This window comes from Bradyrhizobium sp. HKCCYLRH2015 (assembly GCF_051168215.1).
In the GTDB taxonomy this organism is placed as follows: domain Bacteria; phylum Pseudomonadota; class Alphaproteobacteria; order Rhizobiales; family Xanthobacteraceae; genus Bradyrhizobium.
This window is the reverse complement of the sequence record NZ_JBNPUO010000012.1, coordinates 239,743-259,049: the sequence shown is the minus strand read 5'-3', so window position 1 is coordinate 259,049 and position 19,307 is coordinate 239,743. Positions and strand designations below refer to the sequence as shown.

Below are 19,307 nucleotides of genomic sequence, written 5' to 3'. Positions count from 1 at the left end.
GATCAATGGCTGAAGCCCCCGCACGTCGCCCGTTCTTCCGCCGCCGCAAGACCTGCCCGTTCTCCGGGCCGAACGCGCCGAAGATCGATTACAAGGACTCCAAGCTGCTGATGCGCTACGTGTCCGAGCGCGGCAAGATCGTGCCGAGCCGCATCACCGCCGTGTCCGCCAAGAAGCAGCGCGAGCTCGCGCGCGCCATCAAGCGCGCCCGCTTCCTCGGCCTGCTGCCCTACGTCATCCGCTGATTGCGGACCTCGGACCGGCGGCCCCGCGCCGCCGGCTCCTTCCGTTGAATTCTCATAAGGCTTCCGGGTCGTCCGGTCGCCGATGGTTGGGGCGAAGGCGCCTCTAACCGCTCGAAGGGAGCGGGACAGCTGATGATCGGAACGCTTCTCATCGCGCTCGCAGCAGGCGCTGCCTCCGCCGTCATGTTCGCCTCGACGGCGTCGGGCGTAATGACGGCGCTCGTGCTTGCGCTGCTCGCGCCCGTGCCGCTGCTGGTCGCCGCAATCGCCTGGGGCCGGCTTTGCGCTGTCATCGGCGGTCTCGTGGCAACCGCTTGCGTGCTGGCCATCTTCGGCTTCGATCGCGCGCTCGCCTTTGCCGTCTCGGTGACGCTGCCGGCCTGGTGGCTCGGCCACCTCGTCCTGCTCGGCCGGCCGACGACCAGCCCATCCGGCCAGGATGGCATCGAATGGTATCCGCCCGGCAACATCCTGCTGTGGATCGCGGTGATCGCCGCGCTGATTGCCGCATTCTCCTTCGGCACCGACATGACGGCCACCAATCAGGGTCTCAGGCGGCTGCTGTCGCGCGTGCTCGGCAATACCGTCGCGTCGACCGACGCGGTCGACATTCCCCGGCTGGTCGAGCTCCTGGTCTTCATGGCGCCGCCCATGGCCGCAGTGATCATGACCACGATCCTGTCGCTCAACGTCCTGGCGGCTGCAAAGATCACGGCGATCTCCGGCCGGCTGATGCGCCCATGGCCACGCCTGCGCGACACCAAGCTGCCGCTGATGACGCTGCCGGCGCTGTTTGCGATCATCGCCTTCTGCTTCCCGGGCGGGCTGATCGGCATGCTCGCGCGAATCGCCGCCGCAGCGCTGCTGACCGCCTATGCGCTCACTGGCTTCGCGGTCCTGCATACGCTGACCCTGCCGCTGCGCACCCGGCCGCTCTGGCTCGGCCTCGCCTACGCGCTGATGCTGACCTTCATCTGGCCGATCCCGATGCTGGCGATGATCGTCCTCGGCCTCGCCGACGCCGCCTTCGACCTCCGCCACCGCTTCGGCCCGCGGCAGCCGCCGCCGTTGCCGGTGCCGTAGAAGCTTCACCTCAACCAACCGCTTCGAACATCTTAAAGGAGAACATCGATGGAAGTCATTCTGCTGGAACGTGTCGCCAAGCTCGGCCAGATGGGCGAGATCGTGAAGGTCAAGGACGGGTTCGCCCGCAACTTCCTGCTCAAGCGCAAGAAGGCGCTGCGGGCCACCGCCGAGAACAAGGCCAAGTATGAGGGCATGAAGGCCGAGCTCGAGGCCAACAACATCAAGGCCAAGGGCGAGGCGTCCAAGGTCGCCGAGAAGATCGACGGCCGCGACATCGTCATCATCCGCCAGGCCTCCGAATCCGGCCAGCTGTTCGGCTCGGTCTCGGTGCGCGACATCGTCGCCGCCCTCGCCGCCGACGGCATCACCGTCAGCCGGCCGCAGGTCTGGCTCGACGCCCCGATCAAGACGATCGGCAAGCAGACGATCACCATCGCGATCCATCCGGAGGTCGAGACCTCGGTGACCGTGACGGTCGCCCGCAGCGCCGACGAGGCCGAGCGCATCAAGCGCGGCGAGGACATCTCGACCCGCCAGGAGGACCGCGACGCCGCCGCCGAAGCGATCGCGGCCGCCGGCGAGTTCTTCGATCCGGAGGCCCAGGACGAGGGCGCTGCCGGCGAGCCTGCGCAGCAGTAAGCGCCGCGCTAGCCCATTTGCGGAAAAGCCCGGCTCAACGAGCCGGGCTTTTTCATTGCCGTCTCACCGCGAGGGCGAGGACGGAACCGAGGGATCCGACGGCACCGACTGGGTCGTGGCCGGCGCCGGCGTCACCGGCGGGACCGGATCGGCGCGCAGCGCCGGGGCGGCGTCGCTCGATCTTGCCGGCTCAACCCGCGGCGGCTCGGAGCCGGCGGCGCTGTCCTCGCGCGACGGTGACGGCTGGGTCGCACCGGTCGGCTCGCTGCGCGTCTCATCCGCGGCCGCGCCCTCCTGGGCCGGCTTCTTGCGCTTGCCGAGCCGGCCCTTCTTTGCGGGCGCACTGCCCTCGCCGTCGGCCGGTGCAGCCGCGGGCTCCGCTGCCGCATCGGGCTTGGCCTCGGCCGGCGCGGAGCGCCTGGAATGATGACCCCGACGGCGCGGCTCGGCCGCATCGTCAGCGGTGGCCGGCTTCGCCTCGGACGGCTCGGTGGTGGCCGACCGGGCGCGACGCTCGGACCGCGTCTCCTTGCCGGAATGGCCCGTGGATCGCGCATCAGCGGCGCCGTTCGCAATCAGGTAATTGGCGAGCACGCCGGCCATCTCGGGGCTCGTCGTGTAATGCTGGCGCAGAAACCCGGGCAGCGAGCCGGCCGAGGTGTTCTTGGCCAGACCGCGCGGCGACTTGTGGCAGACCACGCAGGTCCCGTTGAAGATCTGCGCAGGACTCTTGCCCGCATCGAGATTTTCCTGCGCAACGGCGGCCCCCGCAAAGCCCATGCAGAACACCGCCACCACCGCCGCCAAATTGAGCGCTCGGCCCACCATTCTCATTCTCCAGCTATGGTTTCGCCCACACGGCGCCGCCCCGCGCGACATCCGCTGCCGTGTTTCCTCTCGCTATCAGCCGAACGTGACAGCGGACATTGCGGTCGCTCCACGCCGTCGACGGCGATCCCTTCAGACCTCGTCCGGCGGTCAGATGCCGGACACCGGCCAAAAGGCCGGCGGCCGCGGCCTTTTTAACGGATTGCGGAGCGAATGAAAGCGCACAGATGTTCCTGCGCCGAGATGTCCATCGATCAATGACAATGACCGTTCTGAATATCGGCTTTGTGTTCATGGCAGTGGCATCGGCGTGTGCCCGCTGGGTAACATAACAACGTGATGATTGGGAACCAATCGGTTCTCAACGCGTCGAGTGCGACGGCCGGGAAAGTCAGCAACTCACGGGAATAGCTCGTTGGGTGGTGTGGATGGACCGTTTGCTGCGAAGTCTGTTGAGTGGCTTCATTTGCCGTGGGTCGATCAGCTTTACGACGGCCAGCGGCACGTCGTTCAGCTGCGGGGATGGAACCGGTGTCCCCGTGGCGGCACGATTTCTGACTCGTGAAGCCGAGCGCCGGATTCTGGCCAATCCCGAGCTCGCGCTCGGCGAGGTCTATATGGACGGCTCGTTCGTCGTCGAACGAGGATCGATCGCGGATCTGCTGTCGATCGTGATGAGCCAGCCGGCCGCGGTGCCCGACTGGGCCAAGACGCAATGGTGGCTGCGCTACCTCGTCCGGCACCTGCACCAGCTCAACATCCGGGCACGCGCGCGCCGCAACGTCGCCCATCATTACGATCTCGACGGGCGGCTGTATTCGCTGTTCCTCGATGCCGACCGGCAATATTCCTGCGCCTATTTCGAGAAGCCGGATGCGACGCTGGACGATGCCCAGCTCGCCAAGAAACGTCATCTGGCGGCCAAGCTGCTGATCCGCCGCCGCCATCGCATCCTCGACATCGGCTGCGGCTGGGGCGGGCTCGGACTCTACCTGGCTGAGATGTGTGATGCCGACGTCACCGGCGTGACCTTGTCGGCCGAGCAGTTGCAGGTCGCCGAGGCCCGCGCGGCCGAACGGCACCTGTCCCATGCCGCCCGCTTCCTGCTGCAGGATTACCGCGACGTGCCAGGTACGTTCGAGCGCATCGTCTCGGTCGGCATGTTCGAGCATGTCGGGGTCGCCTTCTACGACACCTTCTTTCGCCGCTGCGCCGAGCTGCTCGCGGACGACGGCGTCATGCTGCTGCATTCGATCGGACGCTCCGAGGGCCCTGATGCGACCAACCCCTGGATCGCCAAATACATCTTCCCCGGCGGCTACGTCCCAGCCCTCTCGGAGGTTCTGCCGGCGATCGAGCGCGCCGGGCTCCTCGTCTGCGACATCGAGATCCTGCGCCTGCACTACGCGGAGACCCTGAAGGCGTGGCGCGAACGCTTCATGGCCCGGCGCGACGAGGCCGTGCAGCTCTATGACGAGCGCTTCGCGCGGATGTGGGAGTTCTACCTGGCGGCCGCGGAAATGGGGTTCCGCAAGCAGAACCTGATGAATGTCCAGATCCAGCTGACGAAGCGCCAGGGCGTCGTGCCGATGACGCGTGACTACGTCCACCGCGAGGAGACGCGGCTGCGGGCGCGCGAGCGCGGCAGCCGCCCGGCGCTGCAGATGGCGGGTGAGTAGCGCGCGCGGCCCGCGACGAAGGCGGAAGGCGGCGTCAGTGCAATGGTCCTGCAGAGACGGACGCCCGGATTCGCGCGGCCGCGCCGCGGGCCCGACTTCAATCTTGAGATGCGTAGATAACGGATCGCGTCCCAAGCGTGAGATCATGCCCATCCGACTCAAATTTTCAAACAAATCGTGCGGTCTGTGAACTGGCTCACAGACCCCGGGTAAGCCCGGCCGTAGTGTCCCGGCGTGTCCCAGAGCACCGCCAGAGCCATGTTGGAACCCCAGACCGACTTCAGCACCGACTACGCGCTGATCGCCGCGGGCGTAGGGGCATCCCTGATCGCCCTCCTCTATCTGCTGCTGGTCTGACGCCGGGCGCGGATCCACGCGCGGCCCTCGCACGCCCTGCCGTACCGACTCTCGTTCCCGCCTCGCGGACATGTCGAACGATCGCGCCGGTTGAGTGCACCGGCATGTCGCTCGCGCTCGCGCGGCCTTGAGTCCTGTCGGTTCCGTCAAGCACGGCATCTGGCGAGTCCGGATTCATCCACCAGATTTACCAGACGGTGAATTGCGCTCAGCTTTCGCTTCCGCTTCGCGCGCGACTGGCGCTTTATCCCCTCCCCTTCAAAGCTGCTAAACACGCGGTCATGGCACTCACCGATTCGAACGTTCACAAGCTGGCGCCGGCTGACGCAGCGACGCCGGCCTATCGCAGCGCTCCTCACAACATCGAGGCGGAACAGGGTCTGCTCGGCGCGATCCTGGTCAACAACGACGCGTTCTATCGCGTGTCTGACTTCCTGGAGCCGAAGCATTTCTTCGAGCCGCTGCATCAGACGATCTTCGAGACCGCGTCGAGCCTGATCCGCATGGGCAAGATCGCGACGCCCGTGACCCTGAAGACATTCCTGCCGGCCGACGTTGACATCGGCGGCATGACGGTCGGGCAATATCTGGCGCGGCTCGCGGCCGAGGCGACCACGATCATCAACGCCCAGGACTATGGCCGCACCATCTACGACCTTTCGTTGCGCCGCGACCTGATCGGCATCGGCGAGGACATGGTCAACGTCGCCTATGACGCGCCGGTCGACTTCGCGCCGCGCAACCAGATCGAGGACGCCGAGCGAAGGCTGTACGAGCTGGCCGAGTCCGGCCGCTACGACGGCGGGTTCCAGAAATTCTCGCAGGCGCTGACGACCGCGCTCGACATGGCCGCCAAGGCGTTTCAGCGCGACGGCAAGCTGTCCGGCATCTCCACCGGCCTGCGCGATCTCGACGCCAAGATGGGCGGCCTGCAGCACTCGGACTTGATCATCCTCGCCGGCCGTCCCGGCATGGGCAAGACCTCGCTCGCGACCAACATCGCCTACAACGTCGCCCAGGCCTATGTTCCGGAATTGCAGCCGGATGGCACCTATCGCGCCGCCCAGGGCGGCGTGGTCGGGTTCTTCTCGTGCGAAATGAGCGGCGAGCAGCTCGCCACCCGTATCATCGCCGAGCGCTCCGGCATTCCCTCGAGCCACATCCGCCGCGGCGGCATCACCGAGGCCGATTTCGAGAAGCTGCGCGAGTGCTCGATCGAGCTGCAGTCGCTGCCGTTCTATGTCGACGAAACCGGCGGCATCTCGATCGCGCAGGTGATGGCGCGCGCCCGCCGCCTCAAGCGGCAGAAGGGCCTCGACCTCCTGGTGATCGACTACATCCAGCTGCTGTCGGGCTCGGGCAAGCGCGGCAACGACAACCGCGTCCAGGAAATCACCGAGATCACCACCAGCCTGAAGGCGCTGGCCAAGGAGCTCAGTGTTCCCATCATCGCGCTGTCGCAGCTGTCGCGCCAGGTCGAGAACCGCGAGGACAAGCGGCCGCAACTGTCGGACCTGCGTGAATCCGGCTCGATCGAGCAGGACGCCGACGTGGTGCTGTTTGTGTATCGCGGCGAGTACTACCTCGCCGCCAAGGAGCCGCGCCCCGGCACCGAGGAGCACCAGAAGTGGCAGATGGAAATGGATCTGGCGCTTGGCAAGGCTGAGGTGATCATCGGCAAGCAGCGCCACGGTCCGACCGGCACGGTCGAATTGCACTTCGACGCCTCGGTCACCCGGTTCGGCGATCTCGCGCATGACGGTCTGCCGCCGCAGCATCACGACTATTGACCTGACGCGGTTGAACCGTGACGCCGTGGCGCGTAAAAGCGCCCCATGAGTGTTCCCGAACAGAAACCCGCCGAACAGCCTGTCTCGGCGGTCGATGACGCTGTCCCGGCCAGCGCCACCGGCGTGCTGACCATCGATCTCGACGCTCTCGCCGCCAATTGGCGCAAGCTGGAAAAGACCGCGGTGCCGGCCGAATGCGCCGGCGTGATCAAGGCCGACGCCTATGGCTGCGGCATTCCCCAGGTGGCGCGCACGCTCGCGGCCGCGGGCTGCAAGACCTTCTTCGTCGCAACCCTCGCCGAGGCCAAAACCGCCCGCGCCGCCCTGCCCGACTCGGCCGCGCTCTACGTGCTCGACGGGTTCTTCCAGAACACCGGCGACGACTACGCCGCCATCAACTGCCGCCCCGTCATCGGCGATCTCAACGAGCTCGCGGAATGGGACATGTTCTGCCGCCGCACCGGCTGGAAGGGTGGCGCGGCCATCCATGTCGACACCGGCATGAACCGGCTCGGCCTCAGCCTGATCGATGCGCAGAGCATGATCCCGCGCATCCAGAGCGGCGACCATGGCATCACCTTGGTGATGAGCCATCTCGCCTCCGCCGAGCAGATCAACAGCCCGTCGAACGCGCGCCAGCTCGCGGCGTTCCGCGAGGTCGCCGGCGTCTTCACCGGCGTACCCGCCGCGCTTGCCGCCTCCTCCGGCATCTTCCTCGGCGCCTCTTTCCAGTTCGACATGGTGCGCCCCGGCGCGGCACTCTATGGCGTCAACCCGACGCCGGAGGCCGACAACCCGATGCAGCCGGTCGCCGAGATCAAGGCCCGCATTGTGCAGCTGCGCGACCTCGCGCGCGGCGACACGGTCGGCTATGGCGGCACCTGGAGCGCGCGCCGGCCGACCAAGCTTGCGATCCTCTCGGCCGGCTATGCCGACGGCTACTTCCGCGCTGCCTCTTCGAATGACGGCACCCGCGGCGCCGACGTCATCATCGCCGGCCAGCGCTGCCCGATCGCGGGGCGCATCTCGATGGACCTGATCGCGGTCGACGTCACCGACCTGCCGCCGAAGGCCGCCCGCCGCGGCCACTTCGCCACCCTGCTCGGTGAGGGCATCACCGTCGACGAGCTGGCGCATCATTTCGGCACCATCGGCTACGAGGTCCTGACCAATCTCGGCCGGCGCTATCACCGGATCTACAAGGGTGGCGCGGCGGCCGCGGAGAGCTGATCGCGCGCAGCAACGCTCTCTGTCTGATGTGCACACCGCCGCTGCCACATCGTCATTGCGAGCTGACATGAGCCATCGTTCTCGCGGCATGTCACGCCCGAGGCTTGCATCTCGTTTTGACCCTCTTCGAAAGACGAGGGCGCAGGGAATGCCGGGTGAAGGCCTCACCCATGGCCCGCCTGCAGAAAAAAAGCAGGCGGCAGTCACCACAGGTTCAGCCGGTCAACCGGCATTCCCCGCGCGATGGCTTTACGCCTTATGCGTACTCTCCCCGGGGATCGGCTGTCTTGCCCCCGTGACCGGCGGATCATCACCGCCAGCGTAGCATCAGCGTCGAGATGCCAGGACCATACGTTTTCGACGTGCGCCCCGTGTCGTTCGTCCGCACGACGTCAAGCCATGCTGCGACCCGAAGCGCCCACCACATCCCACCCCGCGTGTCATGACGATCGCGATACGCCCCTCGTGTCGAGGCGGGACGGAGGGAGTGAACCACAATTTTCTGATAAACGGAAGTACAATATTTTTCGCGGAAGGACTGGACAGGGTGAGTCGCGTTGAGATTGCAGGAGAACTTCCCGTTTTGGCGCAGTAGTTTTGAGGGCGACCGTTGGATACTTCGGCCGACAAACCGATCACCGGCCTTCCCCACTTCAAACCGACAAGCGGCTGGATCCGGCAAGATGCTGCGCGCTCCCGCACTCATCTACGTGGTCGAAGATGGCGAATACTGTGGCTCGCCGTAGCGACCTGAAACGCGGCGACGTCCGGCGCCAATGCGGCGACCGCCACGTCCCACAGGTTGAATTGTCTGCATGCCCGAATGCTGAGCCGGTTCCAAAAGGCCGTCATGCCGCTTCGAAGAGCCCAAGCCCCCCCCTAAATCTTGCGTTATCAACCGTAGAGTTGTGCGCATATGGTGGAAAAGGGAACAAAACCGGCACGATTCGCTTGTGTGGGATCCACAACCAGCAGATACATGCCCACAATGTAACCAGGGGTGATTCGCCCCTTTAATTCGGAAACAGGACAATGGCAAAGACCTCTACCGTGAAGTCAGGAGGCCCGGCGCGCGTGCGCCTGGTCGTGTTCGATGCTGAGGTGCCGGATGGCGATTTCAATTCGCTGGCTCAGGTGCTTCAGAATGCCTTGAAGACCCCGACTGTCATCCAGGCGCCGCGCGCGGCCAACGGCTCCGCAGCCGCCAAGACCATCACGCATCAACCCTCTGAGACCGTGCAGGACGACGAGCCCGGCTTGTTCGATCACCTCGAGGCGGAGGACGCCGCGGAGGCTGCGTCGGCGCCTGCCAAGCCAAAGGCAGCGCGCAAGGCACCGAAGGCGCCCGACATCGTACCGATCGAGATGAACGAGCCGGTCTCCTTCGCCGACTTTGCCGCTGGCAAGAAGAACGATAGCTTGCACAAGAAGTACCTGATCGCTGCCGCGTGGCTACACGAGTGCCGCAACACGCCGATCGTGACCGATGGGCATATCTACACCTGCTTCCGGTCGATTGGCTGGTCGACCGCGCATAACGATTTCGGTCAGCCGTTGCGCGAGTTGAAGGCCCGAAAGTTCTTTACGACGCCGGCCCGGGGCCAGTACGAGATCAACCATATCGGTCTCGACTATGTGAAGAAGCTTGCCAATGGAGCTGAGTGACCTCGCCAGCCAGGTTACCGGCTTCGACGGAATGGCACCAGGCGAGAGGATCAGACTCTTCGCCTGGTGGCTTCACACTCACCAGAAGCTGGCGACGTTCAAGACTGGCGATATCCGCGGTTGCTACGAGCAGCTTCACCTGCCCGTGCCGAACATCGCGATGTATCTGACGCGCATGACGGAGACGAAACCGGCGAAGGCGCTCCGTAAAGGAGACGCCTATAACCTCACGCGTGAAGCCCGGACCGACCTCGATGCGAAGTACGGCATCCACCCCACCATTCAGGCCGTGAGCAAGCTGCTGACCGACCTGCCGGACAAGGTGCCGGACATAGCCGAGAAGGTGTTTCTCCGCGAGGCCATCGATTGCTACCGCGTGCGCGCCTACCGCGCCTGCATCGTGATGACCTGGAATCTGGCGTTTGACCACCTCTTGAACTGGATTTTCAAGGACGCGACGCGCTTGGCTGCGTTCAATGCGGCGATCCCGGTGAAATTCCAGAAGACGCCGAAGAAGGCTGCCATCGTCATCAACCGCTACGACGACTTCGCCGACGAGATGAAGGAGTTCGAGATCATCGAGCTGTGCAAGAACGCAAACCTTCTCAATGACAATCTCGTCCGGACGCTGAAGGAAAAGCTGGGCAAGCGGAATACCGCCGCCCACCCGTCCACGATGGTCGTGGTGCAGTCGCAGGCGGACGATGTCGTCACCGATCTGGTCAACAACGTCGTGCTGGCCCTGACCTGATTTTAATTTCTGATGTTCACGATGGTGGACCTAGTGGGTACCGGCAACCGCAACCAGCTTGGCGGCGCGCGACCGCGCGCACTCACGGTCGCGGCCGGCGCTCACGCCTTGAAGTGTTCCGGCTGGCCGATGTCGGCGATCAGGCCGATGCCCTCGGGCGTCCAGCCCAGGCGCTGCTGTGTCAAGACGCTGGAGGCCGGCATGTCCAGGCCCGCGAACATCGCCAGTGGACCGTAGTAGTCGCCCGGGCAAGCCGGTAGAGTCACAAATTCGGTGACAGTGCATAAAACTCTCCGCGCCAAGGGCCCGAGTCCCGGTTGACGCTACGATGGAAAGCACTTGCCGAACGCCGCCATCAGGCGGACCGGGCCTTTCAGCCGCAGCGAGCGGGTGAGGACCAGGCGTGCGACCGAGATCTCCTTGGCGAGGAAGCGCAGCCACGCCTTGGCGTCGGCGGTGATGCGGAGGTCGGCCTTGCCGACATGGCCCGGCTGCACGGTCAGCCGGCGGTCGCGGATGGTGACGGTGGCTTCGGCCGTCTCTTGGCCGGTGAAGGTGAAGTGATAGATCGCCGTCAGGCCCTTGGATTTGCCGGGCTGGAAGGTCAGCCGCATGCCGTCGAGGAAGCCGCGGATCGAGGTCGCACGGACGCTCGCCCGCACGAAGCGGATCGTCTTGTGCTGAAAGCGCCGCGCGACGTAGTCGGCGGCGTCGCTGCCGGGCACGACATAGACCGGCTCGGTCCTGCGCGTCAGCGGCTCCAGCACGTCTGCGACGTGCTGCTTGCGGTCGGCGAGATAGGGGCCGATGACGTCGTGGCCGGCGGGGCAGACGGCGAGGCAATAGGCGGCGTTGTAGTTCGGCCCGTAGGACAGGCTCTGCCAGCGCGTCACCGTCTCGGCGTAGCTCACGCGGCTGCGGAGATCGTTGGCCGAGCGCGACTCGGCGATGTCCTCGACGAAGTTGACGAAGCCGCCCATGAATTGCTGATAATTGTGGGTGAGGCAGGCGGAGAAGTCGAAGGCTCCGTCGGGCTTGATCGCCCCGACCGGACAGGCGGCGACGCACAGCTTGCATTCGAGGCATGGATTGTGGTCGAGCGGAGCAGCGACCGCATCGACCTCGGCAGCGATCAACACCGTGCCGAGCAGGATGAAGCTGCCGAAGCGCGGATGGATGACGCTGCGATGGATACCCATGCGGCCGAGCCCGGCGGCCTCGGCGGCGCGCTTGTGCGACACGATCCAGCCGCGCTCCGGAAAACGGTCCATCTCCATCGGAAACGCCATCGCCGGATTGAGCGCGCGGATGCCGCGATCCTCCAGCACGCGGACGATGCCGCGCGCGACCTCGTCGATGTGGTCGCCCGAACGGTGAAATTCGAGATTGGCGACCGAGCGCGCCGGCGAGCGGACCGGCTCGCGATGCATCCGTCCGACCAGCACCAAGAGCGTGCGCGTCTTGGGAAAGGCTGCGAGAATATGCGGCCGATCCTCGGCAAGGCTGGGATCGTCGATCGAGGCAAGGCCGCAATCATCGGCGCCGCAGGTGCGCGCAAGATCGAGCAGTTCCGATGCCGAAAGCCGCGACGGCGGAGGCGATGGGACGGCGACGGGGGACGGCGTGTCGGTCATCATGGCAGCGCACTCCGGGCTTCGGGAAGGATCGGCTCACGCCGCCTGCGTCATGCCGGCCATCACGCGTGCCAGCATCGCGGCACGGGCCGAGCGCGGCAGCAGCATCAGGCTCGCCTCCAGGGCCTTGGCGAGGAAGCCGGGCCGCACCGTGGTGCGACGTCCGAGCATGTTGAGCGTGCCGACGGCGACCTCGTCCGGTGTCTGGCCGCTGCGGATCGTCATGTGGGCGCGCTGGCCGAAGCCGCTCATCACCGGCCCCGGCGCCGAGGCCAGCACGTCGACGCCGAACGGCTTGAGCTCCGGCGCGAGACCTTCGGCGAGACTCTGCACGAAGGCCTTGGTCGCCGCGTAGTTGGCGACGCGCGCCACGCCCTGGAAGGCGACGAGCGAGCTCATCAGCACGATGCCGCCGCGCCGGCGCGCGGCGAAGCGGCGCCCGAACAGATGCGTGAGCTGCGCCAGCGCGCGGCAATTGACGTCGATCATGTTCAGCTCGGCTGCGAGATCGCCGTCGACGAACGGCCCCGAAGTGCCGAAGCCGGCGGCCGCGACCAGCAGGCCGACATCGATATCAGCGGTCTCTTGCGCGATCCGGTCGACATCGTCCGGCACCGAGAGATCGGCTGTGATCACGACCGGGCGGATGGGCGTGCGCGGTTCGAGCTCAGCGGCGAGCGCCTCCAGCACGGCGCGGCGCCGCGCGACCAGTACGAGGCCGAAGCCGGCCTCCGCCAGCCGCATAGCCACCGCGCGGCCGATCCCATCGGAGGCGCCGGTCACGACCGCATAGGTGCCATAGGCCCGGCGGAGGCGCTCGGCCTCGGTCAGGGGACGCAGGGATGGGCTGGTCATGGTCAGCTCCTATTTAGATTTCGATCGAACTCTAATTGCAAAGATGTCGAACGACCGCTAAATTGTCAAGCGACACGAGACAGGTTCGATCACATGCGCAAGACCAGGGAACAAACCGCTGAGAGCAAAGCGAAAATCGTCGATACGGCGGCGCGCCTGCTGCGCGAGCGCGGAGTCGCGGGGGCCAGCATCGCTGACGTGATGGCCGCCGCCGGCATGACGCAGGGTGGCTTCTACCGGCACTTCGCGTCGAAGAACGACATGCTCGCTGCCGCCACGCGGCACGCCTTCGCCGCGATGGCCGGCGGCATCGACCGCGACATGGACACAGGCGGCGCCGAAGCGGCGCTCGCCGCCTACGTGGCGCGCTACCTGTCGCGCGAGCACATCGCCCATCCCGGGATGGGCTGTCCCGCGGCGGGCTTCGGTGCCGACGCCGGGCGGATGCCGGACGTGCTCGGCACGGAATTCACCGTCGGCGCCGAGCAGTTGATCACGCGCGTTGCAGCCGGTCTGATTGCGCGCGGCGTTGCAGAGCATGACGCGCGCGCGGAAGCGATCCGCACACTGACGATGCTGATCGGTACTGTCGTCATGGCCCGCGCGCTCGGCGCCTCGCCGCTACAGGACGAAGTCATCGCGGCCGCGACGGCGGCGCTTGCAACGGATTGAACTCGACTGCGCAACTCCGGTGACAAGCATGAAATTTGAGACGATCCGCTCCAGGCAATCCTTCAACTCCGAGAGCTCGGCTTGAAGTAGTCCGGCTGGCCGATGTCGGCGATCAGGCCGATGCCCTCGGGCGTCCAGCCCAGGCGCTGCTGTGTCAGGGTGCTGGAGGCCGGCATGTCCAGGCCCGCGAACATCGCCAGCGGCCCGTAGTAGTCACCAGCCTCCTCCTTTCTGATCGAGACGACCGGCACGTTCAGCGCGCGGCCGACCGCCTCGATGACCTCGCGCATGGGGACGCCCTCCTCGCCGACGGCGTGGTAGATCGCGTCGGCCGTACCTTTCTCCAGGGCGAGCCGGTAGAGGCGGACGACATCCGATCGATGCGCCGCGGCCCAGCGCTCGGCGCCCGCGCCGACATAGGCGGCGCGGCCCTTCTGCCGTGCGAGCTCGACCAGATAGGAGATCAGCCCGGCTTTTCCCGGCGCGCCGTGCACCTGCGGCAGGCGGATCACCATTGCGCGCACGCCGCGCGACGCATAGGCGAGACCCGTCTGCTCGGACACGCGCGGGACATGCGCTGACGACTCGCGCCGCATGTCTTCGGTGACCACCACATTGGCCGCCACGAGCCCCGTTCCGGAGGTGACGATGAACGGCTTGTTCGAGCCCACCAGCACCTCGCCCATGGCTTCGATGGCAGCCTTGTCGATCGCACCGTTCTCCGCGAACTTCGCGAAGTCATGGATGAAGGCCAGATGGATCACGCCGTCGGCGTCCTTCGCGCCGCGCTTGAGGCTGTCGAGGTCCTGCAGCGATCCGCGATGAACCTGCGCGCCCAGTTGCTCGAGCGTGCGGACGTTCTCTTCGGAGCGCGCGAGGCCGATGACCTGATGCCCGGCAGCGATCAGCTCTTTGGTGGTTTCGGAGCCGATGAAGCCGGCGGCGCCGGTGACGAAGACACGCATGAGACACACTCCCTGTTCAGATCGCCGGGATATTGCTACGCTGCTCATGCGGGTAAAGTCGTGACATTATACGGGTATAATCGCTAACAGGATGACGGACAGCAACTCGCTCGGGACCTATCTCCGGGATCGCCGCGCCAAGCTCGATCCGACCGCGTTCGGCCTGCCGCTGCAGCGGCGGCGAACGCCGGGGCTGCGGCGCGAAGAGGTGGCGCAACGCGCCAATGTGAGCGCCACCTGGTACACCTGGCTGGAGCAAGGGCGCGGCGGCGCGCCCTCCGCCGACGTGCTGGACCGCATCGCGCGCGCCATGATGCTGACCGACGTCGAGCGCGAGCATCTGTTCCTGCTCGGTCTCGGCCGGCCGCCCGAAGCCCGCTATCACGCCATCGACGGCATCTCCCCCCGCCTGCAACGCGTGCTCGACACGCTGGACTACAGCCCCGCCTTCGTTCGCACGGCGACATGGGACATCGTCGCCTGGAACAGGGCCGCCACGGTCGTTCTCACCGACTACAGCACCCTGCCCGAGGGCCAGCGCAACGTTCTGCGCATGATGTTCCACGACAGCCGCGTCCGCGCCGCACAGTCCAACTGGCAGGCCGTGGCGCGCTATGTGGTCGCGTCCTTCCGCGCCGACGTGGCGCGCGCCGGCGCGGCCCGCAATGTCCAATCGCTGGTCGACGAGCTCTGCGCGACCAGCCCGGACTTCGCGGCGATGTGGCGCGACAATGATGTGCAAGGGCGGCATGGCGATGGCGTGAAGGTCCTGCACCATCCCTTCGCCGGGCCGCTCTCGCTGGAATTCTCGGGCTTCGCCGTCGATGGCCGGCCCGACCTCACCATGGTGATCTACAATCCCGCGACGCCGGAGGATGCGGACAAGATCCGCGCGCTGGTGACGTCGCGACCTAAATAGACACGTGCGCCCTCTCGACTCGCGCCGCCGAGAAGCGCGTGGCTGCCTGATGGGCCGGGCTTTCATAGGCAGCCTTGGCTGCATCGATGCTGCAGCGTGAACCAAAAGGCGATTGCGAGCTTGGTCATCCGGACCATCCCCACCGCAACAGGCATCATGAAGATCGCGACCTTCAACATCAACAATGTCCGGCGGCGGCTCCCCAATCTGCTGCGCTGGCTGCGCGCCGCCAGGCCCGACATCGTCTGCCTGCAGGAGCTGAAATGCACCGAGGTCGATTTCCCCGTCGATGCGATGGCCAAGGCCGGCTATGGCGCGGTGTGGCAGGGGCAGAAGACCTGGAACGGGGTCGCGATCCTGGCGCGGAAGGCCGAGCCGGTGCTGACGCGCACCGCCCTGCCCGGCGATCCCGGGGATCACGAGGCGCGCTACATCGAGGCCGCGGTGCGTGGCATCGTCGTCGGCTGTCTGTATCTGCCGAACGGCAATCCGCAGCCGGGGCCGAAATTCGACCACAAGCTCGCCTGGTTCAAGCGGCTGCACAGGCACGCGGCCAAGTTCATCAAGGACGACCTGCCGGTCGTGCTCGCCGGCGACTACAATGTGGCGCCTGATACGCTCGACATCTACCCGACAAAATCCTGGGACAAGGACGCGCTGATCCAGCCGAAGAGCCGCGCCGCCTTTCACGCGCTGGTCGATCAAGGCTGGTGCGACGCGATCCGCACGCTGCATCCGAAGGCGCCGATGTTCACGTTCTGGGACTACAAGCGCAACCGCTGGCCGCGCGATGCCGGCCTGCGGCTCGATCATCTGCTGCTGAGCCCGCAACTCGCGCCGCGCCTTGCCAAGGCCGGCATCGACCGCGCCATTCGCGGCGAGGACGGCGCGAGCGATCACGCGCCGGCGTGGATCGTGCTGACATAGTCCGAAGGTCGCGCGCGTCGGAGCTTCAGCCGCGGTCCGGCCAGGTCTGCTGCAGGTTGGTCGCCCGCTCCGGCAGGCCCTCGGTCAGCACCGCCATGCCGCCGCACACCGGCAGGTGTACGACGAGGCTCGCGGCGTCGGGCACGTTCGGGCGCGGCGTCACGTTCCACAGCATGATCTCCTGGCGCGTGCGCCGGATCTCCCTGAACTCGTAGCTGAAGGTCTCCGAGCCGCGCGGATATTCGCGCCAGAGCTGGCCTTCCTTGCGGAAGCTGCTCTGCGTGCCGTCATAGCGATCGGCATAGGACAGGCAGGCCGGCAGGTTCAGCGCGTCGAGCACGGCCGCGCCGACGTTCGACGCCGCGGGAATGACGCTGTTCACCGCGCCGATCGCAGCGAACACGGTCGTGATCACGCCGGCGGCCATCGCGAGCCAGCCGGCCCTGGTTGCGGCCGGCCGCGCGGGCGCTTTCGCGGCTGATGTCTTGGATGCAAGACCCCGAGGGGACGTCAGGTGGAGCTGGGCCATGACGCGTTCTCCGATGGTGCGGCGAGGATGGATGCCCCGCCGAGCTGCAATCATCGGAGATCAGTCTGGCCGATCGCGCTCCCGGCGAATGTGACGCCGATCACAACCTGGAATCATCACCGCGTGGCGTCACACCGAGAGCGTGACGGCGCCCCGTCAGTCCCGGCCCGCATCCATGATCGCTTGCGCGAGCCGGCCGGGATCGGAGAAGCACAGCTCATGGCTGCCGGGCACCTGGACCAGCCGGAACAGGCCGAGCTTGCCGGACAGGCGCGGGTGCCATGGCAGGCTGTGCGGCAGCGCCGTGTCCTCGGTGCAGTTGATGTAGGATTTCGCGATTGCCATCTCGGCGGGATTGGTGCGCAGCGTGATCTTGTCGGTGAAGGTCTTGTTGGGATGCGGATTGAGCATCTCATAGGTGCGCGTCGCGGTGGCGAGATCGGCGTCGTTGATGAAGGCCTCGCGCCAGACCGGGAACGGCAGCACCACCGAGCCGTCGCCGCGCTCCACCGCCACCGCGTCGAACAGCGCAACATAGTGCGGTGGCACCATGTCGTTGAGGCACTCGCCGTCGTTGGGCACGAACGCGTTCCAGTAGACCAGGCGGCGGATGCGCTGAGCGATGCGGTCGGCGACGCCGGTGATGACCATGCCGCCATAGGAGTGCCCCATCAGCACGGCGTCGGTGATGTCGTGCTCGGTGAAGTAGTCGCAGATCGAGGCGATCGCCTCGTCGAGTCCGGTGGTCTTGGCGTCGCCGGGGCGGTTGCCGCGGATGGTCGGCAGATGCACCGTGTGGCCGGCGGCGCGAATAGGCACTGCGACCGGTTCGAGCTCGGCGCCGGTATGCCAGGCGCCATGGACCAGGACGTAGGTTGACATGATCACGTTCCTTTGCACGATGGAAGGCGGTGCAAGGACTATGGGCCGGACCGCGCCCGCGGCGCTTGGCTGCAACTGAACCCGATTGGTCTCGGAGTGAACCGATGGGCGCCGAGCCGGAACGGCAGCGGAGCTGGAATACGGCAGCGGTGCGGCCGGAGGAGCAGTTCTCGTATTACCGCGAGGCGATCTGCCAGGCCTTCATGAACCTGACGCCGGAGCCGGCGCGCGGCATCGGATTCGCCGCGGAGGTGCAGAGCATCAGCGTCGGGAGCGGCGCCATCAACCGCGTCAGCTTTCCCGAGCACATCGTACGTCGCTCGCGCACGGACATCGCCGCTTCCACCCAGCGCTGCTTCTATCTCAACCTCAAGCTCGCCGGCCGCTGCACCATCCTGCAGGACAAATGCAATGTCAGCCTGTCCGCCGGCCAGGTCGGCATCTTCGACAGCGACCGCACCTTCGTGCTTCAGCACGATCGCGGGCCGTCGCTCGGCGTGATCTCGTTCCGCGTCCCAGCCGATGCGCTGTTCGGCCGCCTGCCGGCGGTGCCGGACATCGCGCCGACGCGGCTGTCCGACGACCCGTGCGTCGGCGCACTGATCGTGGAGACGGCGCGCTCCCTCAACGCCAACGCGCTGCGGCTCGCGCCGGACGATGCGTCGGCGCTGTTCGGCGTGCTGCTCGATCTGGTGGCGCTGAGCCTTTCGCGCCGCGGCCGCCGCGAGACGCATGCGACCACCGCGTTTGCCGATGCAACGACCTTGGCGCTGCGCCGCGCCATTCACGAGCGGGTGCGCGAGCCCGGCCTGACGGTGGCGACCATCGCATCTGTCGTCGGGATCAGCGAGCGCTATGTGCACAAGCTGCTGGCCCGCGCCGGCACCAGCTTCTCCGAACTGGTGATGGAGCGCCGGCTCGATGGCGCGGCGCGCGATCTGCGTGATCCCGCCCGTGGCGGCCGCGACATCGGCCGCATCGCCTTCGACTGGGGCTTTTCGGATCTGTCGCACTTCACGCGCCGCTTCAAGCAGCGCTTCGGCATGCGTCCGCGCGACTGGCGCGCGGAGACCGCGCGTTACTCGGGCTGACAGCCCCGCCGGCTCAGCGCGGACTCGGTTCGCGTGCTACGCCCCACAGCCAGATTGCCGCCAGCAGGACGAGCGAGCCGACGAACGCCGCGACGACATCGCGCAGCGAAATGACGATGCTGCCCATGCCAGGAAACAACCCGAACAGGTTGAACAGGACACCGCCGATCAGGGCGCCGACGCATCCCAATCCGATGTTGGTGAGGAGCCCGAAACCTGCCCGGCGGCGCTTCACCAGGATTCCGGCAAGGCCGCCGCCAATCAAGCCGACGACGAGCCAAGTCACTGCGTGTACCAGTGTGAACATTCTTCACTCCGTCGGTCTGCCGTCGCACTTCGGTTGGAGCATCACGGCCAGCAGCAAGATCATGAGAGCACGTTGCCGAGCGAAGCGGGACCGCCGGTTGCGACACGGATGCAGCCAGATCAGGGGTCACGCTCGCAGAGCCGGGCGAATCGCGCACGTGCAGGTTACATCGATTTCGTTGCCATGAGCTGAACTCTGCAGATCGGATGAGTTCGCGACCTAATCGCAAACTGGACGATACGCAGGCCGGCGTCCC

Annotated in this window: 20 protein-coding genes; 12 read left to right on the top strand and 8 right to left on the bottom strand. The window is 66.4% G+C overall.

Annotation, left to right across the window (positions count from 1 at the left end; translation table 11 throughout):
* The first annotated feature begins 5 nt into the window (after positions 1 to 5).
* The 3 genes from rpsR (at position 6) to rplI (ending at position 1,970) form a co-directional block, all read left to right on the top strand.
* On the top strand, positions 6 to 245 hold the full coding sequence (gene rpsR, locus ACQR1H_RS29360) for a 30S ribosomal protein S18 (protein ID WP_008963441.1): 240 nt from the start codon (positions 6 to 8) through the stop codon (positions 243 to 245).
* A gap of 132 nt (positions 246 to 377) precedes the next feature.
* Complete coding sequence (locus ACQR1H_RS29355) at positions 378 to 1,328, top strand: hypothetical protein (RefSeq protein ID WP_434845860.1); 951 nt, start codon at positions 378 to 380, stop codon at positions 1,326 to 1,328.
* Between the two features lie 48 nt (positions 1,329 to 1,376).
* Positions 1,377 to 1,970 carry a 50S ribosomal protein L9 gene (gene rplI / locus ACQR1H_RS29350; protein WP_315800304.1) on the top strand — a complete coding sequence of 198 codons (594 nt, stop codon included), beginning with the start codon at positions 1,377 to 1,379 and terminating at the stop codon, positions 1,968 to 1,970.
* Between the two features lie 63 nt (positions 1,971 to 2,033).
* Here the strand turns inward: rplI and ACQR1H_RS29345 are convergent, their stop codons facing one another.
* Positions 2,034 to 2,798: a hypothetical protein gene (locus ACQR1H_RS29345; protein ID WP_316180925.1), complete on the bottom strand. Its 765-nt coding sequence runs from the start codon at positions 2,796 to 2,798 to the stop codon at positions 2,034 to 2,036.
* Positions 2,799 to 3,226: 428 nt separating this feature from the next.
* On the opposite strand from ACQR1H_RS29345, the gene ACQR1H_RS29340 reads away from it, so the two are divergent.
* The 5 genes from ACQR1H_RS29340 to ACQR1H_RS29320 all read left to right on the top strand — a co-directional run bounded on the left by ACQR1H_RS29340 (position 3,227) and on the right by ACQR1H_RS29320 (position 10,270).
* Entirely contained in the window at positions 3,227 to 4,477 is a 1,251-nt protein-coding gene (locus ACQR1H_RS29340; RefSeq protein WP_434840005.1) for a class I SAM-dependent methyltransferase, read from the top strand.
* A gap of 638 nt (positions 4,478 to 5,115) precedes the next feature.
* Positions 5,116 to 6,624: a replicative DNA helicase gene (locus tag ACQR1H_RS29335; protein WP_434840004.1), complete on the top strand. Its 1,509-nt coding sequence runs from the start codon at positions 5,116 to 5,118 to the stop codon at positions 6,622 to 6,624.
* 45 nt (positions 6,625 to 6,669) lie between these two features.
* A complete protein-coding gene (gene alr / locus ACQR1H_RS29330) occupies positions 6,670 to 7,854 on the top strand; it encodes an alanine racemase (protein WP_434908587.1) in 1,185 nt (394 codons plus the stop codon).
* A gap of 1,032 nt (positions 7,855 to 8,886) precedes the next feature.
* Positions 8,887 to 9,519 carry a hypothetical protein gene (locus ACQR1H_RS29325; RefSeq protein WP_434908586.1) on the top strand — a complete coding sequence of 211 codons (633 nt, stop codon included), beginning with the start codon at positions 8,887 to 8,889 and terminating at the stop codon, positions 9,517 to 9,519.
* A complete protein-coding gene (locus ACQR1H_RS29320) occupies positions 9,500 to 10,270 on the top strand; it encodes a hypothetical protein (RefSeq protein ID WP_434908585.1) in 771 nt (256 codons plus the stop codon). The genes ACQR1H_RS29325 and ACQR1H_RS29320 overlap by 20 nt, the downstream gene beginning before the upstream one ends.
* A gap of 101 nt (positions 10,271 to 10,371) precedes the next feature.
* On the opposite strand, the gene ACQR1H_RS29315 is transcribed toward ACQR1H_RS29320, so the two are convergent.
* The 3 genes from ACQR1H_RS29315 to ACQR1H_RS29305 are packed head-to-tail and all read right to left on the bottom strand — an operon-like array spanning position 10,372 to position 12,759.
* The gene (locus ACQR1H_RS29315; RefSeq protein WP_434908584.1) at positions 10,372 to 10,536 is read right to left on the bottom strand and encodes a hypothetical protein; all 165 of its coding nucleotides are present in this window, start codon (positions 10,534 to 10,536) and stop codon (positions 10,372 to 10,374) included.
* A gap of 57 nt (positions 10,537 to 10,593) precedes the next feature.
* Positions 10,594 to 11,907, bottom strand: coding sequence for an SCP2 sterol-binding domain-containing protein (locus ACQR1H_RS29310; protein WP_316236647.1), 1,314 nt, complete (start codon positions 11,905 to 11,907; stop codon positions 10,594 to 10,596).
* 33 nt (positions 11,908 to 11,940) lie between these two features.
* Positions 11,941 to 12,759, bottom strand: a complete 819-nt coding sequence (locus ACQR1H_RS29305; RefSeq protein WP_315800310.1) for an SDR family NAD(P)-dependent oxidoreductase — start codon at positions 12,757 to 12,759, stop codon at positions 11,941 to 11,943.
* Positions 12,760 to 12,852: 93 nt separating this feature from the next.
* Between ACQR1H_RS29305 and ACQR1H_RS29300 the strand changes: the two genes are divergently transcribed.
* On the top strand, positions 12,853 to 13,431 hold the full coding sequence (locus ACQR1H_RS29300; RefSeq protein ID WP_315800311.1) for a TetR/AcrR family transcriptional regulator: 579 nt from the start codon (positions 12,853 to 12,855) through the stop codon (positions 13,429 to 13,431).
* 62 nt (positions 13,432 to 13,493) lie between these two features.
* Here the strand turns inward: ACQR1H_RS29300 and ACQR1H_RS29295 are convergent, their stop codons facing one another.
* Positions 13,494 to 14,396, bottom strand: coding sequence for an SDR family oxidoreductase (locus ACQR1H_RS29295; RefSeq protein WP_434898626.1), 903 nt, complete (start codon positions 14,394 to 14,396; stop codon positions 13,494 to 13,496).
* A gap of 91 nt (positions 14,397 to 14,487) precedes the next feature.
* On the opposite strand from ACQR1H_RS29295, the gene ACQR1H_RS29290 reads away from it, so the two are divergent.
* Both ACQR1H_RS29290 and ACQR1H_RS29285 read left to right on the top strand, forming a co-directional pair.
* On the top strand, positions 14,488 to 15,315 hold the full coding sequence (locus tag ACQR1H_RS29290) for a helix-turn-helix transcriptional regulator (RefSeq protein ID WP_434898625.1): 828 nt from the start codon (positions 14,488 to 14,490) through the stop codon (positions 15,313 to 15,315).
* 156 nt (positions 15,316 to 15,471) lie between these two features.
* Positions 15,472 to 16,242 carry an exodeoxyribonuclease III gene (locus tag ACQR1H_RS29285; protein ID WP_434872902.1) on the top strand — a complete coding sequence of 257 codons (771 nt, stop codon included), beginning with the start codon at positions 15,472 to 15,474 and terminating at the stop codon, positions 16,240 to 16,242.
* A 25-nt stretch (positions 16,243 to 16,267) separates the two neighbouring features.
* Here ACQR1H_RS29285 and ACQR1H_RS29280 read toward each other — a convergent pair whose 3' ends face one another.
* Positions 16,268 to 16,771, bottom strand: coding sequence for a hypothetical protein (locus ACQR1H_RS29280; RefSeq protein ID WP_434872903.1), 504 nt, complete (start codon positions 16,769 to 16,771; stop codon positions 16,268 to 16,270).
* A 156-nt stretch (positions 16,772 to 16,927) separates the two neighbouring features.
* A complete protein-coding gene (locus ACQR1H_RS29275; protein WP_316180944.1) occupies positions 16,928 to 17,653 on the bottom strand; it encodes an alpha/beta hydrolase in 726 nt (241 codons plus the stop codon).
* Positions 17,654 to 17,757: 104 nt separating this feature from the next.
* Between ACQR1H_RS29275 and ACQR1H_RS29270 the strand changes: the two genes are divergently transcribed.
* Complete coding sequence (locus ACQR1H_RS29270) at positions 17,758 to 18,744, top strand: helix-turn-helix domain-containing protein (RefSeq protein ID WP_434886005.1); 987 nt, start codon at positions 17,758 to 17,760, stop codon at positions 18,742 to 18,744.
* A gap of 13 nt (positions 18,745 to 18,757) precedes the next feature.
* Here ACQR1H_RS29270 and ACQR1H_RS29265 read toward each other — a convergent pair whose 3' ends face one another.
* Positions 18,758 to 19,051 carry a GlsB/YeaQ/YmgE family stress response membrane protein gene (locus ACQR1H_RS29265; protein ID WP_316215629.1) on the bottom strand — a complete coding sequence of 98 codons (294 nt, stop codon included), beginning with the start codon at positions 19,049 to 19,051 and terminating at the stop codon, positions 18,758 to 18,760.
* Between the last annotated feature and the right edge of the window lie 256 nt (positions 19,052 to 19,307).

Coding starts and splice junctions, on each gene's coding strand:
- alr (WP_434908587.1), top strand. CDS start 6,670: ATGAGTGTTCCCGAACAGAAACCCGCCGAACAGCCTGTCTCGGCGGTC.
- ACQR1H_RS29310 (WP_316236647.1), bottom strand. CDS start 11,907: ATGATGACCGACACGCCGTCCCCCGTCGCCGTCCCATCGCCTCCGCCG.
- ACQR1H_RS29280 (WP_434872903.1), bottom strand. CDS start 16,771: ATGGCCCAGCTCCACCTGACGTCCCCTCGGGGTCTTGCATCCAAGACA.
- ACQR1H_RS29335 (WP_434840004.1), top strand. CDS start 5,116: ATGGCACTCACCGATTCGAACGTTCACAAGCTGGCGCCGGCTGACGCA.
- ACQR1H_RS29295 (WP_434898626.1), bottom strand. CDS start 14,396: ATGCGTGTCTTCGTCACCGGCGCCGCCGGCTTCATCGGCTCCGAAACC.
- ACQR1H_RS29305 (WP_315800310.1), bottom strand. CDS start 12,759: ATGACCAGCCCATCCCTGCGTCCCCTGACCGAGGCCGAGCGCCTCCGC.
- ACQR1H_RS29290 (WP_434898625.1), top strand. CDS start 14,488: ATGACGGACAGCAACTCGCTCGGGACCTATCTCCGGGATCGCCGCGCC.
- ACQR1H_RS29300 (WP_315800311.1), top strand. CDS start 12,853: ATGCGCAAGACCAGGGAACAAACCGCTGAGAGCAAAGCGAAAATCGTC.
- ACQR1H_RS29340 (WP_434840005.1), top strand. CDS start 3,227: ATGGACCGTTTGCTGCGAAGTCTGTTGAGTGGCTTCATTTGCCGTGGG.
- rpsR (WP_008963441.1), top strand. CDS start 6: ATGGCTGAAGCCCCCGCACGTCGCCCGTTCTTCCGCCGCCGCAAGACC.
- ACQR1H_RS29355 (WP_434845860.1), top strand. CDS start 378: ATGATCGGAACGCTTCTCATCGCGCTCGCAGCAGGCGCTGCCTCCGCC.
- ACQR1H_RS29285 (WP_434872902.1), top strand. CDS start 15,472: ATGAAGATCGCGACCTTCAACATCAACAATGTCCGGCGGCGGCTCCCC.
- ACQR1H_RS29275 (WP_316180944.1), bottom strand. CDS start 17,653: ATGTCAACCTACGTCCTGGTCCATGGCGCCTGGCATACCGGCGCCGAG.
- rplI (WP_315800304.1), top strand. CDS start 1,377: ATGGAAGTCATTCTGCTGGAACGTGTCGCCAAGCTCGGCCAGATGGGC.
- ACQR1H_RS29345 (WP_316180925.1), bottom strand. CDS start 2,798: ATGGTGGGCCGAGCGCTCAATTTGGCGGCGGTGGTGGCGGTGTTCTGC.
- ACQR1H_RS29270 (WP_434886005.1), top strand. CDS start 17,758: ATGGGCGCCGAGCCGGAACGGCAGCGGAGCTGGAATACGGCAGCGGTG.
- ACQR1H_RS29265 (WP_316215629.1), bottom strand. CDS start 19,051: ATGTTCACACTGGTACACGCAGTGACTTGGCTCGTCGTCGGCTTGATT.
- ACQR1H_RS29325 (WP_434908586.1), top strand. CDS start 8,887: ATGGCAAAGACCTCTACCGTGAAGTCAGGAGGCCCGGCGCGCGTGCGC.